This window comes from Thiospirillum jenense (assembly GCF_014145225.1).
Taxonomy (GTDB): Bacteria; Pseudomonadota; Gammaproteobacteria; order Chromatiales; family Chromatiaceae; genus Thiospirillum; species Thiospirillum jenense.
The window spans coordinates 1-15,098 of record NZ_JABVCQ010000043.1 but is presented as its reverse complement, the minus strand read 5'-3'; the positions used below and the strand labels follow the sequence as shown (position 1 = coordinate 15,098).

21 protein-coding genes and 2 tRNA genes are annotated in these 15,098 nt (G+C 45.6%); 3 read left to right on the top strand and 20 right to left on the bottom strand.

The features are described from left to right. From HUK38_RS13655 to HUK38_RS13570, 17 genes are all read right to left on the bottom strand, one after another. A partial coding sequence (locus tag HUK38_RS13655; RefSeq protein WP_182584884.1) for a BrnT family toxin occupies nt 1-347 on the bottom strand: 347 nt, incomplete at its 3' end. Between the two features lie 285 nt (nt 348-632). After that, complete coding sequence (locus tag HUK38_RS13650; protein WP_182584883.1) at nt 633-860, bottom strand: type II toxin-antitoxin system HicA family toxin; 228 nt, start codon at nt 858-860, stop codon at nt 633-635. Then, nucleotides 860-1,066, bottom strand: coding sequence for a type II toxin-antitoxin system HicB family antitoxin (locus tag HUK38_RS13645; protein WP_182584888.1), 207 nt, complete (start codon nt 1,064-1,066; stop codon nt 860-862). The genes HUK38_RS13650 and HUK38_RS13645 overlap by 1 nt, the downstream gene beginning before the upstream one ends. 338 nt (nt 1,067-1,404) lie before the next feature. Further along, entirely contained in the window at nt 1,405-1,605 is a 201-nt protein-coding gene (locus HUK38_RS13640) for a hypothetical protein (protein WP_182584882.1), read from the bottom strand. Between the two features lie 118 nt (nt 1,606-1,723). After that, nucleotides 1,724-2,005: a type II toxin-antitoxin system VapC family toxin gene (locus HUK38_RS13635; RefSeq protein WP_182584881.1), complete on the bottom strand. Its 282-nt coding sequence runs from the start codon at nt 2,003-2,005 to the stop codon at nt 1,724-1,726. A gap of 570 nt (nt 2,006-2,575) precedes the next feature. Next, nucleotides 2,576-2,776 (bottom strand): hypothetical protein, encoded by a 201-nt coding sequence (locus HUK38_RS13625; protein ID WP_182584879.1) that lies wholly within the window; start codon nt 2,774-2,776, stop codon nt 2,576-2,578. A 90-nt stretch (nt 2,777-2,866) separates the two neighbouring features. Then, nucleotides 2,867-3,130 carry a Txe/YoeB family addiction module toxin gene (locus HUK38_RS13620; protein WP_338065427.1) on the bottom strand — a complete coding sequence of 88 codons (264 nt, stop codon included), beginning with the start codon at nt 3,128-3,130 and terminating at the stop codon, nt 2,867-2,869. Next, nucleotides 3,127-3,474: a hypothetical protein gene (locus HUK38_RS14945; protein ID WP_202985567.1), complete on the bottom strand. Its 348-nt coding sequence runs from the start codon at nt 3,472-3,474 to the stop codon at nt 3,127-3,129. The genes HUK38_RS13620 and HUK38_RS14945 overlap by 4 nt, the downstream gene beginning before the upstream one ends. Before the next feature lie 15 nt (nt 3,475-3,489). Continuing rightward, on the bottom strand, nt 3,490-4,161 hold the full coding sequence (locus HUK38_RS13610) for a toll/interleukin-1 receptor domain-containing protein (protein WP_182584877.1): 672 nt from the start codon (nt 4,159-4,161) through the stop codon (nt 3,490-3,492). 99 nt (nt 4,162-4,260) lie between these two features. Beyond that, a complete protein-coding gene (locus HUK38_RS13605) occupies nt 4,261-4,578 on the bottom strand; it encodes a hypothetical protein (RefSeq protein ID WP_182584876.1) in 318 nt (105 codons plus the stop codon). Between the two features lie 124 nt (nt 4,579-4,702). Further along, the gene (locus tag HUK38_RS13600; RefSeq protein WP_338065426.1) at nt 4,703-4,867 is read right to left on the bottom strand and encodes a S4 domain-containing protein; all 165 of its coding nucleotides are present in this window, start codon (nt 4,865-4,867) and stop codon (nt 4,703-4,705) included. Between the two features lie 323 nt (nt 4,868-5,190). After that, complete coding sequence (locus tag HUK38_RS13595) at nt 5,191-5,493, bottom strand: hypothetical protein (protein ID WP_182584875.1); 303 nt, start codon at nt 5,491-5,493, stop codon at nt 5,191-5,193. 86 nt (nt 5,494-5,579) lie between these two features. Then, nucleotides 5,580-6,389, bottom strand: a complete 810-nt coding sequence (locus HUK38_RS13590; RefSeq protein WP_182584874.1) for a DNA-methyltransferase — start codon at nt 6,387-6,389, stop codon at nt 5,580-5,582. A 43-nt stretch (nt 6,390-6,432) separates the two neighbouring features. Further along, nucleotides 6,433-7,641, bottom strand: coding sequence for a tyrosine--tRNA ligase (gene tyrS / locus HUK38_RS13585; protein WP_182584873.1), 1,209 nt, complete (start codon nt 7,639-7,641; stop codon nt 6,433-6,435). A 112-nt stretch (nt 7,642-7,753) separates the two neighbouring features. After that, a complete protein-coding gene (locus HUK38_RS13580; protein WP_182584872.1) occupies nt 7,754-8,494 on the bottom strand; it encodes a DUF6776 family protein in 741 nt (246 codons plus the stop codon). Between the two features lie 9 nt (nt 8,495-8,503). Next, nucleotides 8,504-9,538 (bottom strand): N-acetyl-gamma-glutamyl-phosphate reductase, encoded by a 1,035-nt coding sequence (argC, locus tag HUK38_RS13575; RefSeq protein WP_182584871.1) that lies wholly within the window; start codon nt 9,536-9,538, stop codon nt 8,504-8,506. Next, on the bottom strand, nt 9,535-9,963 hold the full coding sequence (locus HUK38_RS13570; RefSeq protein ID WP_182584870.1) for a HesB/IscA family protein: 429 nt from the start codon (nt 9,961-9,963) through the stop codon (nt 9,535-9,537). The genes argC and HUK38_RS13570 overlap by 4 nt, the downstream gene beginning before the upstream one ends. A gap of 234 nt (nt 9,964-10,197) precedes the next feature. On the opposite strand from HUK38_RS13570, the gene HUK38_RS13565 reads away from it, so the two are divergent. Continuing rightward, a tRNA-Cys gene (locus HUK38_RS13565) sits at nt 10,198-10,271 on the top strand. An 8-nt stretch (nt 10,272-10,279) separates the two neighbouring features. Next, a tRNA-Leu gene (locus HUK38_RS13560) sits at nt 10,280-10,364 on the top strand. 82 nt (nt 10,365-10,446) lie between these two features. On the opposite strand, the gene ilvD is transcribed toward HUK38_RS13560, so the two are convergent. Next, on the bottom strand, nt 10,447-12,297 hold the full coding sequence (ilvD, locus tag HUK38_RS13555) for a dihydroxy-acid dehydratase (protein ID WP_182584869.1): 1,851 nt from the start codon (nt 12,295-12,297) through the stop codon (nt 10,447-10,449). Between the two features lie 73 nt (nt 12,298-12,370). On the opposite strand from ilvD, the gene HUK38_RS13550 reads away from it, so the two are divergent. Further along, nucleotides 12,371-12,874 carry a dihydrofolate reductase gene (locus HUK38_RS13550; protein WP_182584868.1) on the top strand — a complete coding sequence of 168 codons (504 nt, stop codon included), beginning with the start codon at nt 12,371-12,373 and terminating at the stop codon, nt 12,872-12,874. Nucleotides 12,875-12,914: 40 nt separating this feature from the next. Here the strand turns inward: HUK38_RS13550 and HUK38_RS13545 are convergent, their stop codons facing one another. Further along, complete coding sequence (locus tag HUK38_RS13545) at nt 12,915-14,093, bottom strand: TIGR03088 family PEP-CTERM/XrtA system glycosyltransferase (RefSeq protein WP_194374896.1); 1,179 nt, start codon at nt 14,091-14,093, stop codon at nt 12,915-12,917. Between the two features lie 33 nt (nt 14,094-14,126). Beyond that, nucleotides 14,127-15,098: exosortase C-terminal domain/associated protein EpsI (locus HUK38_RS13540; RefSeq protein ID WP_182584867.1), on the bottom strand; the 972-nt coding region annotated here is incomplete at its 5' end.

Sequence of the window (15,098 nt, the reverse complement as noted above, 5' to 3'; positions counted from 1 at the left end):
CGGTAATGTTTGCCGCGCACACCCACCCCTAAATCATCGCGCTTATATTTTGAACGCATGTCGTCACTGCTAGATTTAGTCGTTTTCATAAATATCTCTTTCTTGCTTACGCATTTTGCGAGCGCTAATGATTCGGTGATGCCTTGCCACTCAGTATAAGACACGATCACGCACTGATTGGTTCTCGTTATTCCGAAAGTTAGGAAATGCATTTCACCTGTTGAATGATCTGGATCATTAAACGTGAGTGCCATCGGATCACCAAAAACAGTGCCAGCTTCTTCACAAGAGACGCCGTGTTTTCGGATGTTTGCAGCAGCTTTTTTTGAATCCCAATCAAATTTCATGGCGATCAATTCTGCTGTTTTTTATCTAATGATTCGGCTGAGTAGCTTCTGTGCAGTCTAATTGAGAACTACGCGGCTGACGCTTTTAATATCACGATTTTTATTTGCCGGACGCTGAGTTATAAATAAGATTGATGCGTGAGGTTTAACGCCATGCCCAGCCGACGAGAGAATGAAGCGGGCGGTTGGGGTGGTGTGTTTAATTGGGGTTGGGTGCTAAAAGGCGGCAACCTAACCTATGCGGTTTTTTAATAAACGCATTTCTAATCACATAGAACTTGATGGTTAATGTCCAATTTTTTCATTGAACTCCGACACTGTCAATCCAGACGCTCTTATTAAACTGCGAAGTGTTCCTTTTGCGATCTCTTTATGATCTGGAACCGATAATGTGACTAGGCTATTATCCTTTACTAGAATAATATGGCTGCCTTTTTGGCGAGCAACTGCCCATCCAAATCGTTCAAATATTCGAACCACTTCATTGCCACTCAATGTTGGCAACGGCGGCATTAGGCAGTCACCTCGATCTGCCTGGTTTCAATCGTTAATGGAAATCCTTTTTCTGCTCGCACTTCTAAACACAATGCAATGGCGTCTTTGATATTTTCTAATGCTGCGTCTTTTGTTGTACCTTGACTCACGCAACCCGGAATCGCAGGACATTCAATAATCCACATGCCGTCTTCGTCCCTATCAATTGTTACCGTAAAATTCATCATAGCAATTTACTTGTTGACTAAAATTGTTATTTTGAGTGTGCGCCATAAAGATAACGGCGTACATCGCTATTTGACTTTATCGAACATGACACCGTTGTTTATTGGTTCGTTCTTGGATTTGACCAAATGAATTTTGACACGCTCATCAATTTTTAACGTCACGATTTTCATTTGCCGGACGCTGAGTTGGAAATAAGAGTGATGTGTGAGGTTTAATGCCATGCCCAGCCGGCGAGTGAGGGCGAAGTGGGCGTCTGGGGAGGCGGGTTTCATTGGGGAGTTGGGTTATTAAAAGGCGGTCATTCAACCTACGCCGCTTGCGCGTGGCGATAACTTCAGCCGGCATCAGACAAATAAACACGGTTGATCGGTTGCCTCGATTTATTAGGCGCATTTGTTTTCCAAATCAAACGGCTTGACGCTGCCTGACGCTGGGCTGCATCTTCGGCAATTGCAGCAATGTTACCGCCAAATCGCTCAGAGATTTTCTCGCGTGTTTGATGTATTTCTTCAATGATTGAATCAAATTGCGTCATCGCCTAATAACTCCTCTGGTGTGCATATTATTGGTATAGGAATGTCATTTTTTGCAAGCAGCGCGTGAATACGCGGGAGGATTTTTGCATTAGCAATGTGCTTACAATTCCAAGTTAGCTAATACTGTATTTCATGGTACGCAATAGCCGCGATATGAAGCGCATCAACCTGTGCTTTTGCTGGTAGGACGCCAAGCGACATGATTGCTTTAGCAAGAGTTACAATGTCAGGTGCATGTGGCAACAGCGGAATACCATTAAGCAATTGCATCCGTTCTGCTGCAAGCGCGGGGTGACCGGCTGACGCTTCATCAATCACATATTGCGAAATAACCAGCTCATATTGGCTGCGTTCTTCATTCCACCAGCGATGCGTCAGCAATTGACGTGCTGCTGTCACAATTTGGCTCCTTGGTTTTTGCCGCAAGTAACTAATAATTGATGTTTCAACGTAAACAGTGTGCATATCGCTTATTGGTTGCGAATAAGTTCATTCGAGCAAAGCGGACGGCCAGTGTGGTGTGTTTAATTGGGGGTTGGGTTGCCGAAAGGTAGCAACCCAATCTACACAGCTGTTGTTCTAATAATTCAACTTGCATCATAAAAATCTCACTCTAGGCGAGTTTTGCTCATTGTTGGGTTGTTAAAAGGTGGCAACCTAGTCTATGCGGCCGAATAATTCGAGATTGACCATTCGGTGAGTTTGCCCAAAAAGCATGTTAAGCAAGCAGTTTGTCATATTCTGCGTGAGTGCCTATCCAAACCCAAAGAAATCCTCCTTCAATCTGCGTGGCTACTGCACGGTAATTCGAGCCAACGCGGGCTGACCAAACTTTGCCTACTTTCTTGAATTGTAAAGAAGGGTGAGAATGATCGGCTTTTAGCAATTGAAAGTTCTTTTTGGCGAGGCTGTGAATTTCTACAGGTAGGCGTTCGTAACAAGCCCAGAAGCTGGAAGCGGTTTTGTGTTTCAAAGGTCTCGCGTTAGTCCAGCTTCGTGTTCAGCGTATGCCGCCTTAATAAGGAAATCTAGTTTTCCAGCATTGGAATCGGCTTCTAATTTTTTATCCCAACGTACTTGATCGAATTCAATAAACCAATCGCGGAGCTTTGAAAACGAAGCGTCATCTAATTCGGCAATTTGTTGTTTTAATAATTCAACTTGCATCATAAAAATCTCACTCTAGGCGAGTCTTGCTCATTGTTGGGTTGTTAAAAGGTGGCAACACAATCTATGCGGCTGATTAGACTTTATTCCGTTTTATTCATAGTGAGTCCACATGCGATAGATTTTGATGATCTTATCTTTTTCAATCACCTCATATACAAGTCTGTGCTGTTTGTTGATTCTTCTACTGATTAATCCTTTCATGTCACCCTTGAGATATTCGTATTCTGGCGGATATTGATATGGCTGTTTTTGAATAAGAGTTATCAAATCTAATGTTTTTTCTTTCAAGCCGCTTGCAGCGAGTTTTTTAGCATCTTTCTGAGCTTGTGTCATAAAGATAACGGTGTACATCACCACTCCAATTGATCGAGCGTGACACCGTTTTTTGTTGGTTCGTTCTTAGCTTCGAGAATACTTTGTGTCATTCCTTTAATCGTGCGAAGATAAGTATCATCATCAATATATTCGCTTTGTTCTAAAATCTTGATTTCATCTGGCGAAAAATGTTCAAGAAGCCAAATGAACTTTTCACTGACACGCTCATCAATTTTTAATGTCACTATTTTCATTTGCCGGACGCTGGGTTGGAAATAAGATTGAGATGTGAGGTTTAACGCCACGCCCAGCCGACGAGTGAGAGTGAAGCGGGTGGCTGAGATGGGGTGTTTAATTGATGTTGGGTTGTTAAAAGGCGGCAATTCAACCTAAGCAGCTTAGATCATCGCTCCATATCTGCGACACACCTCTTCAAGCCATTTTCTTTCTGATTCATCAAGTGTATTACCGAATAACCGCAGTACTTGTGGAATATATTGCTTGGCACAAGCTCCTGCATCATATACTTGGTCATTTTGCATTGCTCCCTCTAGCAAAGCATGACCTTGCTGGAGGGATAGTTTATCGAGGTGCGGGAGAATTAACCTAAAGTTTTCTTCAGCCCTTCGGTAGTTTGGTGAGGAGCGAATCATTTGGATAGTAATCGCTATCCCTTTTGAAAAGGAAATTTTTATAAACGCTGGTATTATCGCCTTAATTTCAAACGAATTTGGATCAATTTTTGCAGACTGTATATTGCTTAAAAATGCTGGTGGCGTAGTTCCATCAAGTGACAGCGGAATGACAGTCATATCCGTTCTGAAGGCTGCGATTCCCGCCTCTTGTGTACACCATTGAGATGCTATGTAGTTTTTACTCAATAAGCATATAAATATGTCTGCGGTTTTTATTTCTTCGAGGATTTTGATTCTCCACTCTTCCGAGACCTCAATATCTTCATGCGCGAGAAATGCGTTAATACCGATCCGCTCAAGGGCGATCTTGATTTGACCAGCGATATGCTTGTCGTCAGTTTGGTAGCTAATAAATGCGTAAGAGTCTGTCATCATTTTTTGGATGGCTAGGAATGGCTTGTTAAAGGGATGTTGGGTTGCTAAAAGGTAGCAACCCAATCTACGCGGCTACTGTAGGCGCCTTGTAGGCTTATCTCAAAATGTTCCAAATTTCCATGACCAGTTCTTGCCAACAGAAATGAAATACTTTCCCTTGACGGAATATTTAGTAAATATCTTTTTCAGCTCACCCTTTACGAATTCAGCAATTTCAGACTGATGATCAACATCATCATCAAACTCAGCAACGTAGGTATTGGACGGAAGCTGACGGTCAATTTTTCTCTTACCTGTTACAATTCTTGAAAAATCAATATTATCAAAATCTTTCGTAATCTTTGAATATACATTCGTTCCGTGGGGCGACTGGGACGGATTCTCAAGATCAAAAGTAATTGTAACGAAATAACTCATATGTCTTTCCTTGTAGTCCAACGAAACTCTGACCTCAACTCACGAGATCAAAGTCAACCGTAAAAATCAGTTTCTAACTGATACCTCAAACCAATGTCAAGCGGATAGTGCGTTATTAGTCGCTTTACTCTGGCTCACCAACACTCACCCGCGCCGCCCGTCTTTTCCCCACCTGCACCACCGCCGTATTACCAGTTTTCAATACCAATTGCGCATCACTCACCCGCTTGCCATCCAATTTCACTGCGCCCTGTTTAATCATGCGCAACGCCTCCGACGTACTCGTCACCAATCCTGCTAATTTCTTATCCCAACGTACTTGATCGAATTCAATAAACCAATCGCGGAGCTTTGAAAACGAAGCGTCATCTAATTCGGCAATTTGTTGTTCTAATAATTCAACTTACATCATAAAAATCTTACTCTAGGCAAGTTTTGCTAATTGTTGGATTGCTAAAAGGCGGCAACCACAATCTATTTGGCTGATGTTACTGTCAACAATCGTTTTAGTGAAGCGATACTTAAACCATATACACATACTCAAAAACCGTCATCACCGGATCAAGCATGTGATCAGTTACGCGAATAACTAACGATTTTTAGTTGAAATATTCATATACTAACTTCAATCCATCCTTTTTTGAGATAATGTCTGCGCATAATACTTGATGCAAAAAATGGATAAATTAACCAAGAGATACCAGCTGTCAATAACGCAAAAATAAAACTAACCAAAGCGTGAGTCCATACGCCTTTAATAATAAAATAAATTGTACCAAATAGTAATACCCATAGCCATGCTACTGAAGAAACCTTTTCAGTATAGCCATTTGATGGATTTCTGAATTTCATTTTTTCTCCGTTGTTTAAAAAAGCCTCAATTCTAAGAATAACCCCAACCCAAAAATTTCTCAAAAAATTGATCAGCAACCGTTTGGATTACTATGGTTCTTGCAATCGCGGCGGCTTCTAATATTAATTCAATTATCTTTCTATAAGTATCACGCGCCATTTGAAAGCCTGATGACATTTTGACCATACTCCAATGCTTTCAATCTTTCATTGCCTGCCGCCACAAATTCAGGATTGATTTCAAAGGCAATAAAATTCCTAAGATGTCGCTTGCAAACGACCGGGCAAGTGCTTACCCCTGCAAATGGATCCAAAACAAGATCACCCTCATTTGAACTTGCTAAAATTAACCGCTCAATCAGTTTTTCTGGTTTTTGAATCGTATTCAGCGCGTTACGACTGACCAACTCTTTAGATTTGTATGTGAGTTGTTTAATATCGCCCCATACATCACCGGGATTTTTTCCTTTATCATTAAACTTAGTTTTGCCATACCGTCCATTAGTAACGGATGGGACATTTTCGCACCTCAAGCGATGTTCCAACTCTACTAATTGCGCAACTCTTATATCGTCTAAATTAAAACAGCGCGGGCTATTTCCTTTAATAAAATAGCAGATAATGTCATAATTATTCGTGTAACTGAGCCGGCCTTGTGCCAGCCTACTCGGTTGATACCAAACAATTTTAGATCGTAGATTTAGATAGGGTCGGTAATCAATAAAGTCGATGCAGTCTGGCTTGCCAAATAAATAAAGCGCGCCGCCATCCTTGAGTTTTGCAGAAAACTGTTTAATTAGATCAAGGTTGTACTCCTGTATTGACAACACTTTATCCCAATCATGTTGGGTGACTCCATAAGGGCCATCACACACAATCAAGTCAATAGACTTGTCTGCGACTTTGCCAATCAGATCATGGCTATCACCGCAAATGATAGTGTTTATTTCAAATATCATTTCTTAATCCGCCTAACAACCACAAACTGCATTTTTCATCACTCTACTCTACCGCCTCAACCCTCACCCGCGCCGCCCGTCTTTTCCCCACCTGCACCACCGCCGTATGACCAGTTTTCAATACCAATTGCGCATCACTCACCCGCTCGCCATCCAATTTCACTGCGCCCTGTTTAATCATGCGCAATGCCTCCGACGTACTCGTCACCAATCCCGCTAATTTCAATACCTGCGCCAGCGGCAATGCGTCCCCATCACAGGTCACGCGCACCTCGGGTAAATCGGTCGGTAATGCGCCGCGTTGAAAACGCGCTATAAAATCGGCGTGTGCGTATTCGGCATCAGCGCGACTATGAAAGCGCGTGACCAATTCCTCCGCTAATAAAAACTTAATATCACGCGGATTAGCGCCGTCCAAAACTGATTGCCGCCACGCATTGATGTCTAATAACGACCGCTCACTCAGCAATTCAAAATAACGCCACATCAATTCATCCGATACCGACATCACCTTGCCGAACATCTCAATTGGTGAATCGGCAATCGCAATGTAATTGCCGAGTGATTTAGACATCTTTTGCACCCCGTCCAATCCTTCCAAAATCGGCATCGTCATCACGACTTGCGGCGCTTGTCCGGCATTGACTTGTAATTGCCGTCCCATTAACAAATTGAACTTTTGATCGGTGCCGCCGAGTTCAACATCCGCCCGCAACGCGACTGAATCATGTCCCTGAATGAGCGGATATAAAAACTCGTGAATCGCAATCGGCTGACCGGCGCGATAACGATTAGAAAAATCATCGCGTTCGAGCATTCGAGCGACGGTGGATTGCGCCGCGAGCCGCACGAAATCCTGCGGCGCCAGCGTATTCAGCCACGTTGAATTGAACACGACCTCGGTCGCGTCGGGATCGAGAATGCGGAACACCTGCGCCCGATACGTCGCGGCGTTGGCTTGCACTTCCTCCGGTGCGAGCGGTTTGCGGATCGCATTTTTGCCGGTCGGGTCGCCGATCATGCCGGTAAAATCGCCGATCAGGAACAGAATGTGATGGCCAGCGCGTTGAAATTGCCGCAACTTGTTCAGCAGCACCGTGTGGCCGAGGTGCAAATCCGGCGCGGTGGGATCGAACCCAGCTTTGATACGCAGCGGGCGGCCGGTGGCGAGTTTTTGCCGCAATTCAGTTTCGCTGATGATTTCAGCGGTGCCGCGCCGCAGGAGGGCGAGTTGGTCTTCGAGGTAATCCATGACAGATTCCAAAATGCTGTTGAGTTGAGTTTGCGGCGGATGCGGTGCGCAATGAACCGCATCTATCAATTGATGAGCCGCGAGTGATGGGGTTTATCAGCCGCCCGTGATGCTACGGTGTGACTGTTTTGGGTGCGTTATCAGCGGGTGTCCAGGCAAATGCGGTGGACAGCGCCAGCAGATTTTTGGTGGTTGGATCGAGCGTGATAGCCAGTTGCTGCGGCGTAAAATCAGCCGGAATCAGCACACTACCGCTGAACTGTTGGAAATGGTCAAAGCGCGCCCAGTGCGAATTGGGTTTAGAGCCAGTCAGCTCGGCAAGTGTCAACCGCAAACTCGCGCCATTGGCACGATGCCCGACCAACGTGACCGTGATCCGCCCTTTTGATTCGCCAAAATTGTCAATTAACTGTTTAATGGTAAAGCGGTAATTGAATTGATGAGCGGCTGACGTTTTCCACAAATAAAACTCTTCAACCTGGGCAATGCCGAACCCGTTGGCGTGCGCGAGTTGTTCAAATGCCTCAACTTGACGCTGACAGGTTTCGCGCTCCTGCTGGGCAGTTTGTAATTGCGTTTGCGCCAAATGAGCAGTTTCCAGATCGGTGTGCTGCGTGTGTTCCAAAAGCCGCGCCTGTTCACGCACGGCAGTCAATTCAGTTAATAGCCGATCCCGCTCTTCGCGCAAGGTGAATAATTGCGTTTCATCATCCACCACGCCGCGATGCGTCAATTGGTAGCCAAATGCAAAGGCCGCCGCCATTAAAACTAGACAGCCCACCAGTCGCCACAGTGGCGTGTGATCTCGACTATACAAGCGCCGTGACGGGCCGACTTGCGGATTCCATCCCATGAAACTGACCTACGGTGCTAATGCAACGGCGCACAACCCGCATGTCTCATCGTACCCAAACATGAGATTCATGTTTTGCACGGCTTGACCGGCAGCGCCCTTGACGAGGTTATCTATGACGGATTGGATCACCACCACGCCACTGGTTGACGGCACCGTCACGGCTAAACGACACAGGTTAGTGCCGCGTACCGAGCGCGTTTCCGGATGCGACCCGGGCGGCATGACATCCACAAAGGGTTCATGTTGATAGCGGCGCTCAAAAATCGCTTGTAAATCAAGCGCATCATCACCAACCGGCGGCGCGTACAAAGTCGCCTCAATGCCGCGCACCATTGGCACCAAATGCGGCACAAAGGTGAGCGTGGGTTGCACCCCAGCGACGGCGGCCAGCGTTTGCACGATTTCCGGTTGATGGCGATGCCCGTTGACGCTGTAGGCTTTGAAACTTTCGCCCGCCTCCGCCAGCAATAAATTGGTACTGGCTTTGCGTCCCGCGCCGCTCGCGCCCGACTTGACATCGGCAATTAATGCTGTCAAATCAACCACTTGCGCGTCGAGCAGCGGCAAAAATCCCAACGTCACCGCCGTTGGATAGCAGCCGGGATTAGCCACGATCCGCGCCGTGCGCACCGCCTCGCGGTACAGTTCAGGCAAGCCGTACACCGCCTCGGCGAGTAACTCAGGGCAGGCGTGCGTCATACCGTACCAGCGTTCCCACACCGCCACGTCACGCAACCGAAAATCGGCTGCCAAATCAATCACTCGCGCCCCGCGCTGCAACAATGCCGGCACCTGCGTCATGGCCGTCCCGTTAGGCGTGGCGAAAAAAACCAGATCACACTCGCCCAATTGCCCGAGGTCAGGCGCGCAAAATGCCAGTGAACAATGTCCGCGCAATTGCGGGAACATGGTGGCGACCGCGACGCCAGCCTCGGTGCGCGAGGTGACGGCGGCCAGCTCGACGTGCGGATGCACGACCAATAAGCGCAGGAGTTCTGAGCCGGTGTACCCCGTCGCCCCGACGACGGCAACGCGAATCATGCGCAACCGCCACCTGCGGAGTTGCTGCCGCAACCGCCGCCAGCGCCTGAGGAGGAAGTCCCGCAACCGCCATCTGAGGAAGAACTGCTACAGTTGCACCCGCCGCTGTTGATCATCGGTAAGTTATTGAAAATAAAGGTGGCATTGCCGTCGTCGTTGTCAACAAAGTCAATTTCAACGCCGCGCAAATATTCCAAGGTGCTGTCGTCAACGATGACTTTGAACGTGGCAAAGTCGCGGACGCCGTCGTCCTCGTCAATCACGTCGGTAAATGCCATGCCAAAGCTGACGCCACTGCACCCGCCGCCCGTCGCGTACAGGCGCACTCCAACAATGTTGTCTTCAATTTGCGTGAACAATTCAGCCATTTTGCTGTTGGCAGCAGTGGTGAGGGTCAAATCGGCATCCGTCAGTGCAGTGGACATAAAACTCAAAGCTCCAGTAAAAGGCGGGCAAGAAGATTGCTAAAAATAACACGACTCCTAATAACAATTCTAGTTAGTCTGCACTAAAATTTAAGCAATCTAGTCATTTTTAATTGTTTAAACAAGGAGTTGTGCTAAAAAGTCATTACAGCCATTTGGAGTTATTTTGCCGCGTCAACGCGCAACATTTTGGTAGTGACAAGCGCGACATAAGCGGCTAGAATTGCGCGTCTTGGCTGAGTGGCAGAGTGGTCATGCACCGGTCTGCAAAACCGTTGACTCCGGTTCGATTCCGGACTCAGCCTCCAAATGACCTGCCCAGGTGGCGAAATTGGTAGACGCAAGGGACTTAAAATCCCTCGACTTCGGTCATGCGGGTTCGACTCCCGCCCTGGGCACCAGCTTTCATTTTCAATCCAATTAAAAAACCGCTCGCGTTGATTCAATCACCGAGCGGTTTTTTATTGCGCGTGATGGCGCTGGTTATTGACGCTGCAATTGCGATAAATCCCGCACCGCACCTGACGCCGCGCTGGTGGTTAATGCCGCGTAGGCGTGCAAAGCAGCAGAGACCGGCCGTTGCCGATTCAATGGCTGCCACGCCTGCGCACCCTTTTCCGTCATTCGCTGCCGCCGCGCAGTTAATTCAGTATCAGGGAGATTAACCGCAATACGGCGCTGCGGAATATCAATAATAATTTCATCGCCCTCTTCTAATAAACCGATTGCCCCGCCTGCCGCCGCTTCGGGTGACACATGACCAATTGATAAACCCGCCGTGCCACCTGAAAACCGCCCGTCGGTAATTAACGCGCAGCTTTTACCCAAGCCTTTTGATTTCAAATAACTGGTTGGATAAAGCATTTCCTGCATTCCCGGACCGCCTTTCGGCCCTTCATAACGAATAATCACCACATCACCCGCTTGAATACGATCCATTAAAATCGCTTCAACTGCTGTTTCTTGACTTTCAAAAATACGCGCCGGGCCAATAAAGCGTAATATGTTTTGATCCACACCCGCCGTTTTTACAATACAACCCGCCTCGGCTAAATTGCCATACAACACCGCCAATCCGCCATCTTGACTATAGGCGTGTGCAATATCTCGAATACAACCGTCTTCACGATCTAAATCCAAATCTAACCATAACGCGCTTTGACTAAATGCAGTTTGCGTGGGTACGCCACCTGGTGCGGCGCGATACAACGCTGTTGCATTTGTATTATGCGTATGCGCTACATCCCAAATAGAAAGTGCCGCCGCTAATGATTCACTATGCACCGTTGGTACATCGGCATGAATTAACCCCGCCTGATTTAATTCACCCAAAATGCCCATTACACCGCCCGCACGATGCACATCTTCTAAATGATAAGATGATGATGGCGCAACCTTACACAAGTTCGGTATTTTTCTACTCAACCGATCAATATCGGCCATTGTAAAATTAACCCCTGCTTCATGCGCAGCGGCGAGAATGTGTAAAACCGTATTGGTTGACCCGCCCATTGCAATATCTAATGCCATTGCATTTTCAAATGCGGCAAAACTGGCAATTGAACGTGGTAATACCCGCGCATCGTTCTGCTCATACCAACGCTTGGTTATTTCAACAATCAACCGCCCAGTTTCAATAAATAACTGCCGCCGAGCGGTGTGCGTTGCCAATAAAGAACCATTGCCCGGTAAACTCATACCCAATGCTTCAACTAAACAGTTCATTGAATTAGCCGTGAACATCCCCGAACATGAACCGCAGGTTGGACAGGCAGCACGTTCATATTTAGCAACCTCGGCATCCGTGCGTTGCGGGTCGGCGGCAATCACCATTGCATCAATTAAATCAAGATGCTGTTCACCATCACTGGTTTGTATTTTACCGGCCTCCATCGGCCCGCCAGAAATAAAAATCGTCGGGATATTTAAACGCAATGACGCCATTAACATGCCCGGCGTGATCTTATCGCAACTAGATAAACAAACCAGCGCGTCGGCACAATGAGCATTTGCCATAAACTCGACTGAATCGGCAATGAGATCGCGGGATGGCAGTGAATACAACATGCCACCGTGACCCATTGCAATACCATCATCAATCGCAATGGTATTAAACTCTTTTGCTACCCCGCCCGCCCGCGCAATTTCGGCGGCAATGAGTTGCCCCAAATCTTTTAATTGAACATGTCCCGGCACGAATTGCGTAAATGAATTCGCAATGGCGATAATTGGTTTATTAAAATCGGCATCTGTCATCCCGGTTGCGCGCCACAGCGACCGAGCGCCAGCCATCATGCGTCCATGAGTAGTGGTGCGGGAACGATAATCAGGCATGATTTTTTCCTTGTGTTTTTTAATTAGTCAGTTTACAGTCATTTTATTAAAACAATAATCGTTAGTTTAGTCAATGCGTCATCAATTACCTCACTTATCTATCATTGCCGCCATTGCCCACAATGGAGTCATCGGACACGCAAATGCCTTGCCCTGGCATTTACCCGCTGACCTATTAAGATTTAAACAATTGACAATGGGTAAACCTATGATTATGGGACGGCGGACCTTTTGTTCTTTACCAAAAGTGTTGCCAGGACGACAGCACATTGTGTTAACTCGTGATTTGGATTTCCAAGCGCCCAATAGTGTTTTAATTACTAATCATCTTGATGATGCAATAAAACTCGCCGGTCAAGTACCCGAAATTATGATTATTGGCGGCGCTTCTGTATATGCAGCATGTTTGGTCAGAGCCAGTCGTTTATATTTGACACTTATTGATGCGGAGATTGTCGGTGACGTTTATTTTCCAATGTGGAATCCTGACGACTGGCAAGAAATCAATCAAGAACAACGCCCGCGTGATGCGTTAAATGCGTTTGACATGACATTTCGCACTTTAGAACGTATTTAACATGAGTGGCTATTTTAATTAGACAACTCACAATGGTTATTTAACAAAGCGCCATTAACTCATCATACAAAGCAAGATAGCGCGTGACCATCATATCAATGCTAAACTCATTGACAGCGCGGGTTCGGCTCGCCTGACCATGTGTTTGGCGCAATACAGGATTTGTGCAATAGATATAAAGCTGTTTTGCTAGCGTATCAGGATCGGCACGCGGAACTAAAAACCCATTGTAATCATGGCGCACTAATTCACTATTCCCACCGACATCGGTAGCAATAATTGGTAGCCCAGTCGCCATTGCTTCTAAAATGGTATTTGAAATCCCCTCACCTAATGAAGGCAAAACAAAAATATCAAAGGTTTGCAAACACGCTGAAACGTCATCACGACTACCGGGTAGCCATGTCAGGTGCTGAACATTTGCAGTCTCTAATATTTGATTAATGTGCTTTTTTAATAAACCATCGCCAATCATCATAAGACGCGGTTGATTTTTTTCATCTGGAAACATTCGTACCAGTTCAACAAATGCCCGTGCTAATGTCAGTTGATCTTTAACCGATTCTAAACGTCCAACGGTACCAATAAGCGGCGCCGTCGTATTAAAAAAATCGCGGGGTAATAGTTGCCGCCGCTCCCTAATCAAATCAGTGACGGGAGAAAAATGATTAGTATCAACTCCATTACAAATGGTCAGTAATTTGGACGGTGCAACAACAACATCATGCGCTAAATAATGATTGAGGGCTTGCGATAAAGGAATAAACCGATGAACGAGTGGACGGTAAGCGCGGCGCAAAAAACGATATTTTTGGCTTTTATTATCCAGATCGTGCATATCGTGACCATGCTCACCATGAACCCGATGCGGAATACCGGCTAAAAACCCGGGCAAATGCGCTTCCAATGTCGCTAGATTGCGAGTATGCAAAATATCGGGACGGATTTGCCGTAATAACTGCCACAGACGCACATATAATCCAATATCTTTTCCCTCACGTTTATTTAAAGCAAATATTGGAACTTCGCGTTGTAATCTGTATTGAAAATCTGTATAAGATGTTAAACAAATAATTGCGTGACGGTAACGCTCAGGCGGCATTCTATTGATGAGATTGACTAAGCCATTCTCTAATCCACCCACCGCAAGTCGAAAAATAACATGCGCAATGAGAGGCGGGGATGCCAAATGTGTTGAATCAACAAGTGAACGTGACATGATTGTCAATACCGAGGTGTTTATTTTTAAAAGCTAATGTTTCCTAATGATTTTTTCATTGGATAACATGGTAGTATTTAAGTTGCTCTCAATTGAATCACGCATCGCACCAGCAAACTCTTTTAATTGAATTCTTGCTAATTCGATCTGCGTTTTTTCACTAAATCGCGTGGCTATTATAATTGCTGCTTCACGTCGTGGCTGACGGCTGAATACAGTAAAAGTAGCAACTAACTTAGCATGAATGGTATTTGTTGTGACAGTACCATTAACCCAATACCAATGCCAAATCAACCATTGTGATGTTGCTGAATGCAGTTGCGATTCAATAACTGTTTGTTGTTTACCGGCAATATCGGCAACATATTGATGTTGATTAGGCATGCGCCAATACACATCTTTTTCTGGTACTAAAACATTTTCTGAATTAATTAGCTCACCTGTTGCATTTGCATAAAATGCAACAATCAATTTGACTTGATGATTATCTTTGCGATAACTTTGGCGCTCTAATTGAGTCGTGTTTAAATAACGTGGCGTCCAATTAATCAATGTATTCTCTATATTTAACCAACCCGCTTGACCGTTGGGCAATATGAGAGGTGTGCTACTGTCATTGGCGGGCATTGAAATTATGCTGTCTAGTGTTGGAAATGTTAATAACATTAACAGACTAACTGACAGTAAAGCATTGCCTTTAATCAAATAAACAACTTGTTGTTTTGTCAGATTTTGGATTGAACTGAAAACAAGCGAGTAAATATTCTTAACAATAAAAGGGGGACGGGTGCTTGTGGTCGAGTCAGGAGAAATCTTGAGTTCTATGGGTGCTGGTTCTCTCCATAAATGTCCCAAAGCAAATAATAAAAACATGACCAATCCAAAGAATACCCAGCCATAGATTAAATGATCTACTCCAATAGCAAATTGCATATCAGTCCAATGTGCTATCATGACGATTAAATAAGCGCGTACTCCGTTCGCTAAAATTGGTACAACTATAGA

Coding starts and splice junctions, on each gene's coding strand:
- HUK38_RS13650 (WP_182584883.1), bottom strand. CDS start 860: ATGCCGCCGTTGCCAACATTGAGTGGCAATGAAGTGGTTCGAATATTT.
- HUK38_RS13645 (WP_182584888.1), bottom strand. CDS start 1,066: ATGAATTTTACGGTAACAATTGATAGGGACGAAGACGGCATGTGGATT.
- HUK38_RS13640 (WP_182584882.1), bottom strand. CDS start 1,605: ATGACGCAATTTGATTCAATCATTGAAGAAATACATCAAACACGCGAG.
- HUK38_RS13625 (WP_182584879.1), bottom strand. CDS start 2,776: ATGATGCAAGTTGAATTATTAAAACAACAAATTGCCGAATTAGATGAC.
- HUK38_RS13610 (WP_182584877.1), bottom strand. CDS start 4,161: ATGATGACAGACTCTTACGCATTTATTAGCTACCAAACTGACGACAAG.
- HUK38_RS13605 (WP_182584876.1), bottom strand. CDS start 4,578: ATGAGTTATTTCGTTACAATTACTTTTGATCTTGAGAATCCGTCCCAG.
- HUK38_RS13590 (WP_182584874.1), bottom strand. CDS start 6,389: ATGATATTTGAAATAAACACTATCATTTGCGGTGATAGCCATGATCTG.
- tyrS (WP_182584873.1), bottom strand. CDS start 7,641: ATGGATTACCTCGAAGACCAACTCGCCCTCCTGCGGCGCGGCACCGCT.
- HUK38_RS13580 (WP_182584872.1), bottom strand. CDS start 8,494: ATGGGATGGAATCCGCAAGTCGGCCCGTCACGGCGCTTGTATAGTCGA.
- argC (WP_182584871.1), bottom strand. CDS start 9,538: ATGATTCGCGTTGCCGTCGTCGGGGCGACGGGGTACACCGGCTCAGAA.
- HUK38_RS13570 (WP_182584870.1), bottom strand. CDS start 9,963: ATGTCCACTGCACTGACGGATGCCGATTTGACCCTCACCACTGCTGCC.
- ilvD (WP_182584869.1), bottom strand. CDS start 12,297: ATGCCTGATTATCGTTCCCGCACCACTACTCATGGACGCATGATGGCT.
- HUK38_RS13550 (WP_182584868.1), top strand. CDS start 12,371: ATGCGTCATCAATTACCTCACTTATCTATCATTGCCGCCATTGCCCAC.
- HUK38_RS13545 (WP_194374896.1), bottom strand. CDS start 14,093: ATGTCACGTTCACTTGTTGATTCAACACATTTGGCATCCCCGCCTCTC.